The organism is Treponema sp. OMZ 805 (assembly GCF_050937395.1).
Taxonomy (GTDB): domain Bacteria; phylum Spirochaetota; class Spirochaetia; order Treponematales; family Treponemataceae; genus Treponema.
In genome coordinates, this window is record NZ_JACCLP010000003.1 from 156575 (window position 1) to 174631 (window position 18057).

The window sequence follows — 18057 nt, forward strand, 5'->3', positions numbered from 1 at the left end:
TCCTACCTTACCGCAACTCTAAACAGTCGCGCAGCAAAACGGTTGACGCAGGCAGCTGCCTCCTGTTTATCGGCAACGGGAGCGGGATGTTCATAGCGGAAATAGATACTGCCGTCTTGACCGATAAGGCTGAGCCGGATGCTGCTTTCGGTACATACTGCCGTGATGGAAAACGGCGCGTGTTTGGAAACCGCAAATAACGATTTGTTTAAAGCGGCGGCGATGCGTTTCTCGGTTCGTTTGCTGAGCCGTTCGTCTGCACCGGTACAGGTCAGCGTAACCGGCAGCCGTATCCAATGTTCGGGAAAGCAGGAGGGATTGCTTTGCAGCAGCTCTTGATAGAGCGCGGTTTTCAGTTCGGTGTTTCTCGTGCAGAGTATCAGCGCCGCGGCAGCTTGTTCCCGCAGTTCTTTCTCCCATACGGGGTCGAGGGCATCCAGCGCTTCCCGCAGCAGTTGTTCATCGCGGAGCAGGATACCTTTTTCGGCAATGTATGACGGACGCGCCTGCGGAATAACCGAGGTTTCCAGCACCTCCGCACGGCGTAAATACCGCCGCGCCTTAAACGGTACCGATTGAAATGCCCGATAATAGAAGCTGTTTTTATACAACCCGTGCGTATTGCCGTCCGTATCCGCTATCGTGTACTCCTTTGCCAATTTCAAATTATGTATACTAAAAGCCGCGCGATAATATCGAATCAAAGCGGAATACTTTGTAAGATTTTTAGACCGGACAAAAAAATCCTTGGCGCTTTCAGGTAGCCGCATCTTTTCCGCCGCATATTTTTTTTCATATAACGTCTGATACAGGCCGTACAACTCAGTATAAAACTGCGCGGTACTCATCCCGAAGTTCGCAATCCACGAATAGTCGGTAACCCGCTCGATTTGTGTAATATAGCGTTCCGCTTGCTCCCAATGCCCCATCCGCAGATAGATTTTTGCAAGATTGATCAGCGGCAGCGGCGTATAATTATCTTTTGTCGATTGCGCATAATAGGCAATCGCACGGTCAAAATTATTTTTCCGCTCTTCAAGCTCTCCGAGAATCAAATATCCTGATGAGCGTGAAAAATAGTCGGAGGCATTGCGGGCGTCTTCTTCAGCTTGATCAAAATGATAAAATTCGGTTTCCAATATCGCCTTGTTGTAGGAATACACCGAGGCCGAGTACAGCGAATCGTTTTGCAGCGCGAGTTCAATGCCTTTCCGATAATAGAGCGCCGCATTCCGATAGTCGAAAAGTTCGCCGTACAGATTTCCAAGCGCGTTCGCAATACAGCCGTCGTCGCCGTAGCTGCTGCGGGCATCGAGCATCGCTTTAATCCCTTCATCGGTTCGGTGCGTTTTAAAACAAAGCCATCCGTACGTTGACCATCCGAAAATATCGGTAGGATTATATGAAAGATATTCATGCAGGAGACCGCGCGCCTCCTCTGCTTTATTCAACGCCGCTGCTGCGCTCGCTGCGCCGTACAGGAGTTTGATGTTATACCGATTGATACGCAGGCCTTCGGTAAAGCGGCGGTATGCCGGTTCGTACAGTCCGTTGCTAAAATACATATCGCCGAGCTTGAGTTGGAAGAGTTCATTTGTCGGGTATCGCGCGATACCTTCTTCGAGCAGCGCAGCAGCAGTATCCCAGTTTTCAGCTTGCACCGCCGCGTCCGCTTTTTGCAGCAGCTCATCAGCGTTCGATGTGCTTGATGCAGGGAAGAGGTACAATGGTAATAGAAACAAAACCAGCACGAGGAGCAGCCCGTTCCGTGATGCATGGTCGTTATGATGTTTATCGGTGGGGCGGTATTTTCGGTATTGTGCTTTCATTTGCCGTCCCTCTGCTTGTGATTGGCTTCTCTGTTTTTTCTCTGCTTTTTCTCCGAGCGGTAGAGTTGCTTTGCAATCGCAACATCTTCGTCGGTACAGGAGGGGGCAAACTTTGCTTTTTGAGTGAGTGCATAAAAAGCCTCGCTCGGATGCTTATGCAGCCGTTTCAGCGTGAGAATGATTTTCCGGTTATTTCGTGAACACCTGATAATTAGATACGGATAGGCGCGGAAGGCGCCGTACAAGAGAATCACAACGAGCACAGCAATACAGAGCAGTATTCCGCGGTGCATTTTGAAAAACTGCGAAACACGTTGAGCAACGGTTTGGGCTTCTGCGGCCGAAAGCGTTCCGCCGTGCCTGATACGGAGCGCCGAGCGGTTTAATAGGATTTCGTCAAGGAGCTGCGTAAATTGATCGCCACCTGCCTGAAAAGAAAAATCGAGCGATTCACCATCCGCAAGCTGTTCAGTGGTCGGGTCTATATCCACCCAGCCGAGATAGGGGAAAAAGACTTCTACCCACGCATGAGCCATATTCGCCCGCACCGGATAATAATTGAGGATGCCCGATTCAGGCTGTAGAAAAAAACCGGCGGCAAGCCGCGCAGGAATGCCGAGGCTGCGGAGCATGAGGCAGTACGCAAAGGCGAAGTACGAGCAATAGCCTTTTTTCGATTCGGTTACAAAATACCGGAGCTGATCGCCATCGGGAGCCTGCCCGGGACGAAGCGAATATCGATACTCGCCCTCGCGGAAATAGTCGAGCAAGGCGTAGACCTTATCATAGTAGAGCGCAAAGGGAGCGGTAACCGATTCCGCGATAGGAAAGAGCAGCGCCTTTGTGCCGGAATCTACGGACGTATAAAAACGCAAGGCTTCCGCCGACAGCCCCTCTGCCGGATTTCCCGACGGAGGCTCCGCCGTAATAAGGTCGAGCGGCACACCGTGCAGCACCTCGCTTTTCGCCTTGTAAGCGCCTTTAAAACTCACCGTGTCCCAAACCGTATACGGCGTTACCGACAGCGGATAATCGAGCGCGACAAGGGAGTCGGGATCGAGGTTGACGGTAAATATTTCTTGACTGACCCGCTCGCGGCACAGGAAAGACTGATGCGGAAGTTCCGCCGGTTGCCCAGTGATCCGCAGCGGCTGCTCCGGTTCGCCGGGCGCCGACTTTTCGTAAAAACCTTTTTGCGGACTCCAGCCGGACAGGTACATACGGCGGAACAAGTGTGAATCATATTCCTGATCAACATGCACCACCATCACCAGATTGGTGTTCATTTTTACCTCATCCTGCAATTGCAAAAACTGAGAAAAATCGAACTCGAAAAGCTTTTGTTCGAGCAGTCCGCCGTTATTACCGACAGAGCCTTTATTAAATGTCTTGATGAGGAGCGCGAGCAAAACCGCCGTTAAGCCGATAAAGATGAATGCAAACGCTGCGAACCGTCTGCGTTTTAAAAACGGAATACAGAGCAAGGCTGTTTGAAGCAGCATGAAAACACCGACAAATCCCGCCGCAAAGATCGGATGGGAAAAGGCTGTCAGACGATAATGCTGCTGCGGAAAAAACAGCAGGGAGAACACGAGAATAGCAACAAGCGGTTCATAGCGCCGCCACCGTTCGGTAGAAATGAACAGCGCTGTTGAGGTAACGCTGATGAAGGCGGTGAGCGCAAGTAAGCCGAATATCAGCTTGATGCGCAAAAAGAGAGTATCCGCAATAAGCTGCGGTATCAACGCGAGCAAGCCGAGGACACATGCAGGGATAAGCAGCGCGGCGGAAAAGCCGATAATCCCCGCCGCTTCCGCACGAATTCTCTTTCTATGCAGAAAGTGAATTACCGCCGTGCAGCAAAGCCCCCATACCGGCAGCGCCGCTGCGGGCAGAATACCGGCAAGATAGCGGTACGGTACCGAAAGAAGCAGCAGGAGTGAACAGATACGGAGCACGGCGGCAGGTTTAGAGTAGTTCTGCATGGCAATTTCCTGCGGTAAAGATACGGAGTTCCCGTTCGGCAGCTTCCTGCACCTTTCGATAAAAAGCATCCTGCCGTGCGGAAGCGGCGGAGGAATACAGCAGGCGGTGTATGTACGTCTTGCTTAAAGTACGATGCCGTAGCCCATCGGCCTGCATAAAGTCTTCCGATACCGGCGGCGCGGCAAGGCAAAAAAACGTTTCGACGCCGCTCCGGTTGTAAGCGGTGATTTTCCGGTAAGCGGCAGTATTTTGGGAAGCAGCGATGTATTCTCCGCCGCCGGTTATACCTTCTGTACGCGACGGGCGAAACGACACACCGGTTGCATTTCGAGGGACGCCTCCGGTTGGCATATAGCAGTATAATAGTCCCCCGCCGTCCGGTGCTGCCTTAAAGACCGCAGCTGCATCGGGAAGCGCTTCCGGTGAAGCACGGAGCGCCGGTATGGCAAGCAGATTTTGTATCTGTGCAGCAGCGACGGCTCCTTCCTCGGTTATCTCGTACCGCTGTAAGGATTGCCGGGAATAATCATATAATAGAAGAGAACATTGGATACCGACATTGAGCAGCTCTATAATCACGCCGGAAAGATGGCCGATAAAGGCGTCAAAAATGGAGGCAACCCAAGCCCGTTCCTGTTTTTTCACGCACACCGGCTCTTCTATATATATCGTTAAGCGTTTAACCGGCGGCGGTTCAAAAGCACCAAGTTTTATGGAAAGCGTATTGGTGTGTGCATAGAGCTTCCAGTGAATTTTCCGCGGATCGTCGCCGGGAAAATACGGACGGGATTCATAGAGTTCATGCGTGCGCTCTTGTGAGGGCAAATCGTTTACGGCGCGGGAACGGAGGTCGGGAAATACCGCTTTTTGCGGCGGAATCACCGACTGTACTACAATGTAGGGCACGGACAGGCAAGGCGGCTGCGTATATGCCGCGGCAAAAAAACCGGCAAAGTCCCGAATATTGAGATACTGACGTTTATAAAAGTACCGTCCGCGGGTTAGGTTTTCAGGATGATATTTTGTTTGTATTCCCTGCAAGGGGATGGAAAGATGTGCGGCCGTTTCTGCGGTAGGTTCAGGCGATAGTGAAAACTCAATGGTATAAAAGGCTGCGGTTCCGGGAACACAGTGCGGAAAAGCCTTTGCAGATTCGGACTGTGCCGTTTTTGAACGCGCGGGAGTAACCGTAAAGCCGCTGCTCTCAGGGGCAAGGTCAGGTTCTTCCGATTTCCAACACAGGGCGGTAACCGCTACAGCAGCGGCAGCGAAACCGGTATAGAGCGTGAGTAACCCGCCGCATACTGCGCTCAAAAGCTCTCCGCGGAGTAAGCCGCTTATTAAAAGTAGCGTGCCCATTGCGGTGTATACTGCGCCGTGCCTCGTCATCCGTATCCGCATCATGCCTTATTGTGCCTCAGCCGGTTTTGTCCAATCCGTTTGTTTGTCGGCAGTGCGGATAACCGCTTCGGTAATACCGCTAATGAGTTCCGAAGCCGAGCCGTCGCCGGTTTTTATCAAACACCGGTGCGCAAGGACGAGGGAGCTAAGCGTGCGGATATCTCCGTCCTCAACCCAATTGCGTCCGTTGACAAGCGCAAAGGTGCGGGCGAGGTGCAGCAAATGCAAACCGGCGCGGGGAGATGTGCCGAGCTTAAACGCAGGATGGGCACGGGTCTCTTTTCCGATTCGAGCGATTATCTTTTCGAGTACGGGATGCACAAATACCTGCCGCTGTTCTTCCCGCGAGGCCGCGATATCCTGTATGGAAACAACCGGCGTAACCGGCTCCGGTTCTGCAGCGGGAAGGTGCGTTTGTTCATGCAGCAATTCGGTTTCCGCTTCTTCATCGGGGTAGCCAATCGACAGGCATATACTGAACCGGTCAAGCTGAGCAGCGGGGAGCGGATAGGTACCTAAGCTTTCCACAGGATTTTGCGTAGCCGCCGTAAAAAAGTAAGGGCTTAACGGACGGGTTACCGTACCGGCGGTTACCTGCCGCTCAGCCATCGCTTCCAGCAAGGCGGACTGTACCTTCGGCGGGGTGCGGTTCAGCTCATCAGCAAGCAGGATGTCTGCGAATACCGGGCCTTCCATAAATTCAAAGGTATTCAGCCCTGCATTAAAGACTTCCACACCGGTGATGTCGTAGGGCAAAAGGTCGGGGGTGCATTGGATACGCCTGAACCGCGCCGACTGCCCGTCTTTTTCGATGAGTGCTGCAAATGTTTTTACCAGTGTGGTTTTTCCGACGCCCGGCACATCCTCTAAAAGAACATGCCCGCCGGTTAGATATGCGGTAATAAAAAGACGGAGAACATCCCTCTTCCCTTTAATCGCTTTTTCCAGTGCGGAAAGAAGCCGTTCCGCCGTTTTTTCGGTATTCATAGCGGGGATTATAGCATAGTATGCGGAACGCCTCAACTTTATAAAAAGAGGTACTGTCCTATCCTATTAGTGGTGATGTTCCCCATGATGATTGCATTGAGCGTTCGGATTATCCTGTAATGTGCCTGCTAAAAATGCTGCAACAGCTTCATCCGGAGAGCCGGTAAGGCCGGCAAGCTGATGAATTCCGGCGTTGTTCAGCGCATCAATCGCACCCTGTCCGCGGTTTCCTAAGATGAGCGTTTCAACTCCAAGGCTTTTAAGATAGGTTGCCAAATCGTGATGACCGAAACCGCCGTTATCGATTACTTCAGTTTTCGTTACTTTTCCGGCTTCAATTGTATAAACCTTAAAATGCTCTGTTTTTCCAAAATGCTGAAAAATTGAATTCGTTAAAATATCATAAGTCGCTGCGATTTTCATATTTTGAATTATATCATAATTATTAAGAGCTGTCTAAAGGTTCCTTAAAATGCAACAGTCGGACAAAATATCAATTTTGGAGACTGTTGCATTTGTGCGCGGTAGCGCACATATAATCCGCAAGTTTGCACAAAGCAAACTTGACGTGTTTTTCAGCCGCGCTATTTTAGCGGATGAAAATAAACGTTGGTATTACGGCTCAATATAATCTAAATCTAAGAGCGGCACTTATTACAAATTATTCATTAGCCACTTTCCAGTCTTTTATCGTTCTCGTCTTTTCATCAAAGGAACTTCCAATGAGCACTATTTTCTTCCCACTCGCCATGTACTTTGCGGCATAGTCTTTCTCTTTTATTTGCGCGATTGCATCTTCCGCCGTGCCGTTACCGGAGAGTTTAAACTCGAAGAGGTAAACAGTATCAGCTGTTTTGAGTACGCAATCAGCGCGCCCTGTTGCGCAATGCACCTCTGTCTGTACAAACTGCCCCATCAGAGCAAAGATGAGGTACACCGCTGTTTGATAGTTTTGTTCCCGCAGCTTGCTCACAAATGTACGTCCTTGTACATTTGTGAGCTGCAAGTTTGCATGGCAAACTTGTTTCTGCATGGAACCACCGCCATCCATGGCGGTTCTGATTGTGAGGTTTTCTTCTCTAAAATCATCATACGGAATACCGGCGATAATCGACTGCATCCGCTCCATAAAACTATTCACATCACCCTTGCGGATGTCTTGTACAAACCGTCCAACCCATACCCCTGTTTGGCCGAACGGTACATCAGAATATGCAGGTAAAAGGTTATGCAAAAAGCCATACCGAACCTCATCATTCGGAAAGCCCAGCCGGTAGAGCCTCAGATCTTTTATATATTCCTTGATAGTGAGGTAGCCTGCCTGAAATAAAATCGGTAACGTATCTTGAGCAATAGCCCGATACGTTTGTAGCCCATCTTCATCCAGCTCAACATTTCCATCGAGGTCGGGAATAAAGTAGTGCGCCTCTTTTAAGAAGTTGACCAAAAACGTCGGCGTTCCCGTACTGAACCAGTAGCTTTTGATTTCTTTATCATCAAAGGCATTGAGAATACTATAAGGATTATACATTCCTTCCCCTGCCGGATGGAAGAGATAGCCGTCATACCATTGCTTTAAGGCAGCAAGCGTCTGCGGATAGTTAAGATTTTGCTTTTCTGCAAGCGCTTGTATTTCGTGTTGAAAATTTGCTTCCAGCTCTTTTTGACTAATGCCGCAAATACCTGCATACGTTTCATGTATGCTAATATCTTTCAAATTATTCAAATCACTGAAAATACTGATCTTGCTGAACTTTGTAACGCCGGTGAGAAAAGCAAAGCGGATATATTCATCGCAGGTTTTTATGACAGAGTAAAAAGCTTTAAGCGCATTACGGTATTGTTCATTCAGCGCTTCATTACCCCCCATCGTTTGCAACAGGGGCTTATCGTATTCGTCTACAAGGATTACTACCTGCTTGCCGGTTTGCTTAAAAAGAGCTGCGATAAGCAATCTAAACCGATCTTCCGGTGCTTCTGCTGTTTTTGGTATAGCGTACAGGGCTTCCCATTCGTTCAGATGGAGATTGAGAATATCTACAAGTGCCTGCTCATTTATATAATTTTTTGTATTAAAATCCAGATAGAGTACCGGATATTCCAGCCACGCAGCTCGGTTTTCTTGTACCGCTTGCTCCTCTTCGGCTTTTTCAAGATATAAACCCTTGAACAGCTCTTTCTGTCCAAGGAAATATGCTGCTAATGTTGAAAGGAAAAGGCTCTTACCAAACCGGCGCGGACGGCTGAGAAAATAAACACGACCGCCTTGTACTAATCGGAAAAGATAGTCAGTTTTATCTACATAGAGATAATGATCAGTCCGTAATACCTTAAAACTCTGTACGCCGATCGGCAGTTTGCGTGTAATGTTCATAATGATAGTATAGCAGGGTTCAATACTTTCTGCAATTTAACCGCGTCAAAATCGGCTATTCGTTTGCCAAATAAGAGGAACCCAGTTGTTTTTTTAAGCAGGTAAAAACTACGAAAAGAGAGAGTGCGACGGTGGGGAAGATGAGGAACATCATAGGATGTAAAGAGGCGGTGGTTTTACATACCCATTACTCCGCACAAATCAAAAATATGCTACAATCGTGTTATAATATGTCAACTCTTTCTCATTCTGACGCTAATAGTTATGATGGAGCATCTTCTATCAATATTCTTAAATTTTTTGTAGGTGCCCAAAGTGAGGTTTTCAATGAAAAAGATTATATTTGTAGATATTCCTATGAAAAAAATGAATGACACTACAGATACCCAATGTTATGCAGGAACAGGAAATGCCGATTGCCGCTATACCGGTAAGGTGGTGTTTCCTATCAATGCCGTGCTTGCGGAAAAATTGCAGAAAGGAGATCAGGTAAAAGCGGTACTCCTCACAACCATTACAGGCAAAGATCATTCAACAGAAAATGCCGAACTTTTTCAGCAGGAACTGAATTCGATTAATGCTGCTATCGGTGCGCATATTGAATATGAGCAGCTTGCGACGGATTTTGTTGAATCAAAAGCAAACCATGAAGCTAGGCTCCGTAAAATGCTGCCGCTTATGGAAGAAGGTGCTGAACTCTATGCAGATATTACATTCGGACAAAAAACAATACCCATGGTTTTAATGAGTGCCTTTCATTTTGCGGAAAAGTTTTTTGATGCGGATGTAAAAAAAATCATATACGGCAAAGTTGAGTTTATCAAACATGCCGACGGAATAGCCTATCCTGAAAATCCTGAACTGTATGATGTTACGCCGCTCTATTATTTAAATAATCTCATGGGGGCAATGGAAGCTCCAAACGGAACGGAAGCATTAAAAGCCTTGGATGCCTTTTTTGCACTGTAAATAAAATGAGCGGAGAGAATGATGGACAAAAAGCAGCAGAAAGCAAAGATTATCAGGATTGCAACGGAACTGTTTCCGTTTGTTCAACAGAAGAATATCGCCTGCGCGGAGTTTCGCACCTTGCGGGCTAAGCTGGCAGATGCCGTATGGCGTTGGGCTTTACAGACATTCAATCCGGAAAAAATTGAAAATGCCGCGATTGAAATAATGGAATGTGTAAACCGCAGTGTGCTCAGCTATGAAGGAACTGCTGAACACTATATTAACTATCTTGCACACTCTTTAAAACAAGAAATAAACCGCGCAAATATAAAATTGCATACTTTTCACTCTGAAATCATTCCGCTGCCGGAGAACAAACGGCGAAAATGGAATCGGCTGTGCGCCGCTGCTGCACACTATGGGAAAGATATAGAACGAGCTGAAACACAAGCATGGCTTGCAAAACAAACCGGTTATCCGGCGAATGAAATAGCCGAGCTGATACAATGGCAGTTACAGACCGCTGTACAATCAGAACATATCGATTTTGAAAACGGCAATGGATATTCTCTGTTTGATTCTGCGGCACTATGCATCCAAAACGGTTACAAAACAGCAGATACCTTTTTAATAGAACAAGACCATATTAAGCACTGCCTCCGGCTCATTAATGCAGCATTTGCCGCATCGCAAGACCGCACAAAGCCGTATCTTTCCGCATTGCTGACCCATCGGGTGTTATGCGAACTAGATGCGGCAAAAGTAGACAGTACCGTAATAGCTGTAGTCTTGCGCAATGCACACTTTTCAGATACGGAACACGGCCGCACGCTCATCCGGCTGTTTTTTGAAGCGAAAAGCTTCCCCACGCAAGAAGATATTGCCGCACAGTTCGGCAAAGATAAAACCGATGCAAGTAGAACGATAAGCAGTTTTATTAAAAAACTGCAAAAAGTCTGTCAACCGGCAGAATAAATGACTATAGTAACCATAGGAGGCTGGAAACACAATGAGTTATACAAAAGACGAAGTAATAGCAAAAATTATTGCCGTACTCAAAGACTTTGATGGTAAAAGGAATCCGTCTGTAATTATGCAAAAATTAGGCTGGACTAAAGACACCGTCAATGATATGTGCGGTTTATTCAATGTCAGTAAATTCAGTGAAATTTTATCTCAGATACCGCAGATAAAAATGGAGAAAACCGAACATGGCACCACGTATGTACAGTTGGTTCCGGATACCGAACACACACAATTAAATGCCAAACAGGAGGAATCACAGATGGCAGAAACAATAAAACATCACGATAGGATATCAGCGCTTAAAAATACGCTCAGCGAAGGTCTATACGAAAAAGATGAAGCGCTGCGCCTTGCACTTTTAGCAGCAATTGCAGGGGAAAGTATTTTCTTTTTGGGTGCTCCCGGGTGTGCCAAGAGTATGCTTGCACGGCGTATTGCCAAGGCATTTAAAACAGACGGCGATGGAAGCGTTCAATATTTTGAAACACTCTTAAATCAATTTTCTACGCCGGAAGATGTGTTCGGTAATATTTCTCTGAAAGGCTTGAACGGCGAAAGTGAAAGCGGCAAAGAGGAATATCGCCGCCTTACGGAAAACATGCTGCCGGAAGCGGATATTGCCTTTCTCGATGAAATTTGGAAGGCAAGCCCTGCCATTCTCAACACACTCCTTACCATCATAAACGAGCGGAAATTTCATAACGGCAGTACAGTACAAGACGTGCCTCTAAAAGCATTACTAGCCGCATCAAACGAATTGCCGGCAAAAGACCGCGGTCTTGAAGCCTTGTACGACCGGTTCATTATTCGTTTACCTATCGGCTTTATTCAAAACGAAGATTCCTTTTTTGATATGGTAGAAGGTACATCTTCGGACTTTGAGCTTTCCGATGAGATTAAAAAATTACAGATTTCCAACGAGGACTTAGAGAGCTGGAAAACACAGATCGACGCAGTGCAGCTTTCAGAAGAAGCGCGTGCGGTTATTTCCGCAATCCGTAAAGAACTGACGGCGCAGAATGAGACATTGAGCGAAGAAGAAAAAGCTGCCGGTGAATCATTTGCAATCGGCGACCGCCGCTGGAAAAAAATAGTGCGCATCTTAAAGACATCCGCATTTTTGAACGACCGTACAGAAGTAGATTTAATGGACTGTCAGCTGATTGAATACTGCATCTGGGGTACCGAAAAACAGCAGAAAAAAGTACGCCAAATTGTAGAGACGTGTATTCAACAAAACGGACTGGATTGCGATACTGCGATAGATGACATTAACGACGAGATTGAAGCGTTTACAGCAAAAGTTGAGAAAGATTGGTTTGACATGGTAAAAACTGCGGCAAAACCTGTTTCTTACAAAATGAAAGATGATACGAATGCTTATAAACTATTAAAACCGACAGCGGTATATTTTGCTGATCAGACAGTTAAACCTTATTACATTTCTATTGACGATTTTAAATGGCAAAATTACAACGATCGAAAAGGAATGTTGTTTGATTCGAAGGGCGAGAAACTGGGGCCCAATTATAACTTTTCTTTTAGTGAATGTAGTATTGTTAATGATACGGTAACTTGGACTGATTGGTGGAGAAATTACAATGGACATTCAGACAAAACTCATTCAATGCAAATCGAAATGACTCCTGCCAAAACATATCTACAGCAAAAAGAATATTCCGATATAGCGCAGGAAACGTTACAAAAGAATTTTGATAAAGCATATTACAAGCCGATTGTAGATGAAATCCATACTGAAATTAAGGCACTGAAAGACAAAAAAGAAGCGGATGCGATACCGTTCAAGGCAAATTTATTTGCAAATCAATCCTATAATAAAAGTCTTACTGCAAAACTGGATGAGGCAATCCGGCAATTTGAAGATGCGGAAATCACACTTGCTAAACAGCATAACAGGTATTTCAACGCAACACTCAATACGGATTTTTCAGAAGGAGATGTCATTCTCAAAGACGGAACCGCTTTTTCTTCGGAAGAAATTGAAAGTATGACAGAGGAACAGAAAAAGAATGTGATTGCAGTTGTGTGCATTGCTAACGATAAAACCTTTGCCCTTGGTATAAGTGAAAAGAAATTGACATGGAATGCACTCAAAGAATATGCCCTTCATTACGGCGATGCCTTACCGAAAGACTATACAACAAATTGGATAGTTCCCGATAAAGCTCAACTGTATGCGATATGGGAAAATAGAGATAAACTAAATACGTCCTTCGAAGCCCTTGGTATTGAGGAGGCGATGCTTACTCCGCAAGAATACTGGTCGGCATCCGAAAACGGAGAAGCGGCAGCCTTCTATCAACTTTTTGATGAGAACGGTTTGCAAGACCATACAACCAAAGATCATGTATACGCAGTCCGCACTATCCGTGAATGGAGCAAAATATAGTGGGTGATATGAATACATCCCGTGAAGCCCTTACCGCATTGCAGCAAAAGTATTCCGGCGGCATGCCCGATATCTACCGGCTTTCCGATGAACAGAAAGCATGGCTTGAGCTGAAAATACAGACGCTTGCAGAAGGGCTTCAGCCGCCGCAGCCGGTTATGGAATTGCATAAAATCCGCAACCGGCTTGCGCATGCAACGGAAGATATTCCCGATAAGGAATTGCAAAAGATAGTTTCATTTGTATTTGACAATATGGAAGAGATTAGAACTTTAATAGAAACAGGATGCACTGATGACGAGAAAAGATAGAAACTCAAGGAAATATAGCAGGAAAGCATTGCGCCCTATTGAAGAAATGAGTGAAAAATACCCTTCCGGTATTTCCGATGTTACAGCAATCAATGAAGAAGCGCGTGCATGGCTGCAAATAAAAATGCAGCAGCTACGGGAATGTTTAACAAAAGTATGGTTTTCTTCAAAACCTTATTGGTGGGAACCGCTCCGTCTAACACGGAATAGAACCGCACACCAAACGGAAGATTTAAGCGATAATGCATTTTCCAACCTGTGTAGTACACTATTTTCCAACATCGGTAACATAAAACAAAATTTAAACGCAAACATTCAACGCTATAAGCAGCAATCGAAGAAAAAGCGAAAGTTTGAAAAAAATGCTGCCCCTGAATCTGCATTTGGTTCAACTCTGGAACGGAAGCAGTTGGTTGATGCGATCGAAGATGCCATACAGCCTGTTGAGCCGGAGGACATCCCCATTGCTTTTCCGCAGAATACGTTTGCACAGCTTGCACAGCATACACTTTCCGAAATTCTAAATACGCAAGACGTACAAGAGTATATGCAAAGTCATGAAGGGCTTTCCGAAAATATTCAGACCGACCTTTTGGAATGGCTGCAAAAAGCACACGGCACATTGGAAAAAGAAAATCCGTTTTTCGATGAAGCAATCTTTGTTACACAGCAGAAAAAGCAGGCTGCAGAAGAAATTGCAGCCGATCTTTCTGCGGAAAAGTCAAAAATACAGTATCACTATAAACGTCTTCCGTCAGTTAGCGATTCAAAACGTGAAACTATTCAGGAAAGTACGCTGGACTTTGATTTTTACCGCAAAGCATTTGCCGAGCAAAAACACATCACCGATAGTGCAGCAGACGATACCGCGAAAACAGTTCCGACAGAGGAAGCACAAACGTCTTCAGGAGCAAGTATACGGGTAGACGATATGCAAGCAGAAAACACTCCCGGAAAAAATGAGCAAGTAAATACTACCCATGCAGAAACCGTAATACAGAAAACGAAAAATAATGAAAAAAATACGCTTCAATGGGAATCGCCGGAAAAACTTGAAGCGCTGCGCAGAAACTTTATTGCCGATATGGAAAAAAATCTCATAGAACGCAAAACAAAGTGGGAGCAGGAACGGATCGATGCTATGCGTAAGCAGTTTTTGGAAGAGCTGTATAAAAAAATACAAAACTTTATGCGGCTTGAAAAACTACTTACGCCGTTCACTAAAAATTTTGGAAGGCTCTGGGATTTATCGAAGCATCCCTTTGAAACAAGCGGGTTTGAAATTCTTGATACCTTTGCCAAACTTCTGGAACAAGATGAATCGCTGCAAGAACTCGCTGACCTTCTCGGCAGGCAAAGCCGCACACAAGCGGTGTTTGAAAAAGAGCTGCGGGATAAAATCGTCATAACAACAGAGTGGCATCCGCAACCTGCATACCGCGGAGAGATAAACGGACTCAAGTATTCAAACGATATTGCAGCGGTTCTTCCCTGTGAACTTGCTATGTTGAAAAATCCTGCGGCAAAAAAACTCTTTCAGCTGAAATTTGCGCAAAAACAACTCCTGTCATTTGAGTATCAAAATGAGCAAGAGGAATTAAAAGAAAGTATCGAGCAAGAAGAGGTAACGATGGAAAAGCAAGAACCCAAGGGGCCGATTATCATCTGCGTTGACACAAGCGGCTCTATGCACGGCACTCCGGAGAATATTGCAAAAACAATAGCATTTGCACTGGCAAAGATTGCCGTAGAACAGGAACGGCTTTGCTATATCATCTCGTTTTCCACGGATATTGAAACACTGGAAGTAAAACCGAATGAGGATATGGAATTGACAAATGCAGACGGAGGCAACTACCTGCAAAAACTGGTACGTTTTTTGCGTATGTCATTTAATGGCGGAACCGATGCGGAACCCGCGCTGTGGAAAGCGCTCACCATGCTTGCAGGCAGCGATACTGCAACCGGATATAAAAATGCCGATGTGCTGATGATTTCGGATTTTGTAATGGCAAATCTTTCAGATGATCTTGTTACGGCTATCGAACAGGAAAAAGAAAAGAACACCGGCTTTTACAGCCTTGTTATCGGAGCAAGCGGCAACAAAAATACCATCGCCTGTTTTAATCACAACTGGCTGTACGACACCAATGATACCCGCGCGTCCCGGCATCTTGTTGAGCAGCTGCATGAACTGAAAACACGGGAATAACAAGCCCCTTGTCACACCGACAACATGAACACTATATCTATGCAGCACGACACAGACAAGCCCATATCTATATCTATATCTATGCAGTGCCGCGGTTTTTCGGTATGATAGCGGGATGGTCGAGTTATTAGCACCGGCGGGGAATCCCGAAGCATTGGAAGCAGCGATTGCGGAAGGGGCGGACGCCGTTTATTTAGGTTTAAAGAGTTTTAATGCCCGTATGCGGTCTTCAAACTTTGCATGGAATCAGTTTGAGGCAACGGTTGATGTACTGCATAAGCGGAATAAAAAAATATATGTTACCGTCAATACGGTTGTAACCGAGAACGAGATGGAGCGGCTCTACCGGTTCTTGGCATATCTCAACAATGTCGGCCCGGACGGCATTATCGTGCAGGATCTCGGGCTGATTCAAATGGCGCACAAACACTTTCCGAATCTCAAGCTCCACGCTTCTACGCAGCTCAATATTGCGAGTGCAAAAGCAGCCAATGCGATGAGCCGCTGGGGGGTGTCGCGGACGGTGCTTGCCCGGGAACTGAGTTTAGAAGAAATCCGAGCGGTACATGCAAACACCTCCTGCGAGCTCGAGGTGTTTGTGCACGGGGCGCTCTGTGTCAGCGAATCGGGACTCTGCCTGTTTTCAAGCTACCTCGGCGGAAAGTCGGCAAACCGCGGGATGTGTACCCAAGCGTGCCGCCGCCTCTACACGGCGCATGAGCCGGAGGGCGACCGGGAAGGCTATTTCTTCTCCCCCGCAGACTTACAGCTCATCGAGTATATCCCCGATTTGATACAGGCAGGCGTTGCCTCATTTAAAATAGAAGGAAGAATGAAAAGCGCCGAGTATGTCGGCACGGTGGTATCCGCCTATCGGTATGTCATCGACAACTGGGAAGCCGATAAAAAGGCGGCGGTCGAAACGGGAAAGCGTATCCTAGCGAACGACTTTGCACGGAAAAAGACCGGCTACCGCTTTAAAAGCGCCCGCGCGGAAGAAGTACTCAACCCCGATCAGGCAGGCGGCACCGGCATCTACCTCGGCATTATCGACGGCATTAAAAAAGGCGCCGTGGAGGAAGTCCCGTTCAAAGACGGTACGCGAGCGGTACACTATGTACAGCTGAAAGACGGGCACTATACGCCGGAGAAAGGCGATTCGGTGCGCATTCATAAGAAGGACGACAGCGGACGCGAAAGCTGGAAAATTCAGGATATAATGGAAAGCAAATCCGGCACATGGCTGCAGCTGCCTGCGGATTCCGGCAAAGGAGACAGCGTATATCTCTTGCAGACCAAGGCGATGACCAAACGCTACCCTCGTTTACTGCCTGCCTCGCTCGAAAAATACCGCAAACAGCCGAATGACGAAGCGCTGCCGATGCTGACGCTCGAAGCAGGCTTCCCTACCATCGGCGATACAAGCAAGTCCGCGCCCTCAAAATCCGCATCCGCACCATCTGCCGGAGCGGCGCTGCCCGCAAGATCAGCGGCTGCAGCGACCGCACCATCCGTCAAAAAAAGTCTTGCGAAAAAGCCTGCAGATATCTTCCCCGAAGGGCTCTACGTTCAGGTTTCTTCCATTGCGGATTTGCATACTATCCTTGCGGATAAACCGGTACGAGTTATTATCAATTTGAATGAGGACACCTATCCGGCGCTAGCTGGACAACAATCCAATCCGCAGCAGCAAAATCAGCAACAGACAAAACCGCTGCCGTTCTCCAAACGGGAAATCTTTATTTCGCTTGATCCCTTTGTGCCGCAGGAACAGGAACCGATCCTTGCAGAACAGCTTGAACAGCTAACCGCACAGGGGTATACGCAATTTATCGTGAATAATCCGGCGCATATTTCCATGCTCCGCAATAAAAAGAACTTTTTGGTCGCGGGGCCGTACCTTTACACCTTTAACTGCTGGGCGGTTTCGTGGCTGCAGGAGAACGGCATCTGCGCCTATATCCCCCCTGCCGAAAGCTCTCAGGCGAATATCGAAACGGTGTTTGCGCCGGAGCTGCGCCCGCAGGTACTGCTGCCACTTTTTTCGTATTCCGTGCTGTTCAGGATGCGCTTTACGCTGCCGAAAAACTACAACTTCCTCTATTTTTCCGACAAGCAGGGCGAGGCGTTCAGAGCTTTTTCTACACCGTCCGCCTCTTTTGTGCTATCCGACAAGCCGTTCTCGATTGTAGACCGCTACCACGCCTTACAGCATCATCAGTTCTCACGCTTTTTGCTGGATTTTTCGCATACGAGCGTTGAACGCCGCGCTTATCGGTTTATTTTACAGTCGCTGCGGAGCGGTACCCCCCTCCCCGACTCGGTGCGCTTTAACTGGAAGGAAGGCTTTTACGATCCGCAGCGGGTGGAAGAGCTCAAACAGCTGGGACAAAAATCGGCGGCAGAGCGCGGCACCAAACGTTCCGGCGGACGAACAAAACCGCCTAAAGGACGTTCACAGAACCGCCGGGATCCCCGAATAACAAGCGGACGGCAGCAGGGCAACAGAAAGCGATAAAATACGTACTTGTTTATACGGTTCTATGGTCATTTTTTAACCGCAGAGATCG

The 18057-nt window shown here is 47.1% G+C and carries 12 protein-coding genes; 6 read left to right on the top strand and 6 right to left on the bottom strand.

Annotation, left to right across the window (positions count from 1 at the left end):
* Positions 1 to 2 precede the first annotated feature (2 nt).
* From HGH47_RS04135 to HGH47_RS04160, 6 genes are all read right to left on the bottom strand, one after another.
* A complete protein-coding gene (locus tag HGH47_RS04135) occupies positions 3 to 1829 on the bottom strand; it encodes a tetratricopeptide repeat protein (protein ID WP_432910532.1) in 1827 nt (608 codons plus the stop codon).
* Positions 1826 to 3814, bottom strand: coding sequence for a transglutaminase domain-containing protein (locus HGH47_RS04140; RefSeq protein ID WP_212565645.1), 1989 nt, complete (start codon positions 3812 to 3814; stop codon positions 1826 to 1828). The genes HGH47_RS04135 and HGH47_RS04140 overlap by 4 nt, the downstream gene beginning before the upstream one ends.
* Positions 3798 to 5219: a DUF58 domain-containing protein gene (locus HGH47_RS04145; RefSeq protein ID WP_432910534.1), complete on the bottom strand. Its 1422-nt coding sequence runs from the start codon at positions 5217 to 5219 to the stop codon at positions 3798 to 3800. Before HGH47_RS04145 ends, HGH47_RS04140 begins: the two co-directional genes overlap by 17 nt.
* Positions 5220 to 5222: 3 nt before the next feature.
* On the bottom strand, positions 5223 to 6203 hold the full coding sequence (locus tag HGH47_RS04150; protein WP_212565646.1) for an AAA family ATPase: 981 nt from the start codon (positions 6201 to 6203) through the stop codon (positions 5223 to 5225).
* 66 nt (positions 6204 to 6269) lie between these two features.
* The gene (locus HGH47_RS04155) at positions 6270 to 6626 is read right to left on the bottom strand and encodes a NifB/NifX family molybdenum-iron cluster-binding protein (protein ID WP_206182551.1); all 357 of its coding nucleotides are present in this window, start codon (positions 6624 to 6626) and stop codon (positions 6270 to 6272) included.
* Positions 6627 to 6864: 238 nt separating this feature from the next.
* On the bottom strand, positions 6865 to 8577 hold the full coding sequence (locus HGH47_RS04160) for an ATP-binding protein (RefSeq protein ID WP_212565647.1): 1713 nt from the start codon (positions 8575 to 8577) through the stop codon (positions 6865 to 6867).
* A 327-nt stretch (positions 8578 to 8904) separates the two neighbouring features.
* Between HGH47_RS04160 and HGH47_RS04165 the strand changes: the two genes are divergently transcribed.
* From HGH47_RS04165 to HGH47_RS04190, 6 genes are all read left to right on the top strand, one after another.
* A complete protein-coding gene (locus tag HGH47_RS04165) occupies positions 8905 to 9546 on the top strand; it encodes a hypothetical protein (protein ID WP_432910538.1) in 642 nt (213 codons plus the stop codon).
* 18 nt (positions 9547 to 9564) lie between these two features.
* Entirely contained in the window at positions 9565 to 10503 is a 939-nt protein-coding gene (locus HGH47_RS04170; protein ID WP_432910540.1) for a hypothetical protein, read from the top strand.
* Between the two features lie 34 nt (positions 10504 to 10537).
* The gene (locus tag HGH47_RS04175) at positions 10538 to 12964 is read left to right on the top strand and encodes an AAA family ATPase (RefSeq protein WP_432910542.1); all 2427 of its coding nucleotides are present in this window, start codon (positions 10538 to 10540) and stop codon (positions 12962 to 12964) included.
* An 8-nt stretch (positions 12965 to 12972) separates the two neighbouring features.
* The gene (locus tag HGH47_RS04180) at positions 12973 to 13275 is read left to right on the top strand and encodes a hypothetical protein (protein WP_432910545.1); all 303 of its coding nucleotides are present in this window, start codon (positions 12973 to 12975) and stop codon (positions 13273 to 13275) included.
* Positions 13259 to 15487, top strand: a complete 2229-nt coding sequence (locus tag HGH47_RS04185) for a VWA domain-containing protein (protein WP_432910548.1) — start codon at positions 13259 to 13261, stop codon at positions 15485 to 15487. Before HGH47_RS04180 ends, HGH47_RS04185 begins: the two co-directional genes overlap by 17 nt.
* Before the next feature lie 115 nt (positions 15488 to 15602).
* Positions 15603 to 18005, top strand: coding sequence for a peptidase U32 family protein (locus HGH47_RS04190; RefSeq protein ID WP_432910550.1), 2403 nt, complete (start codon positions 15603 to 15605; stop codon positions 18003 to 18005).
* The last annotated feature ends 52 nt before the right edge of the window (positions 18006 to 18057 follow it).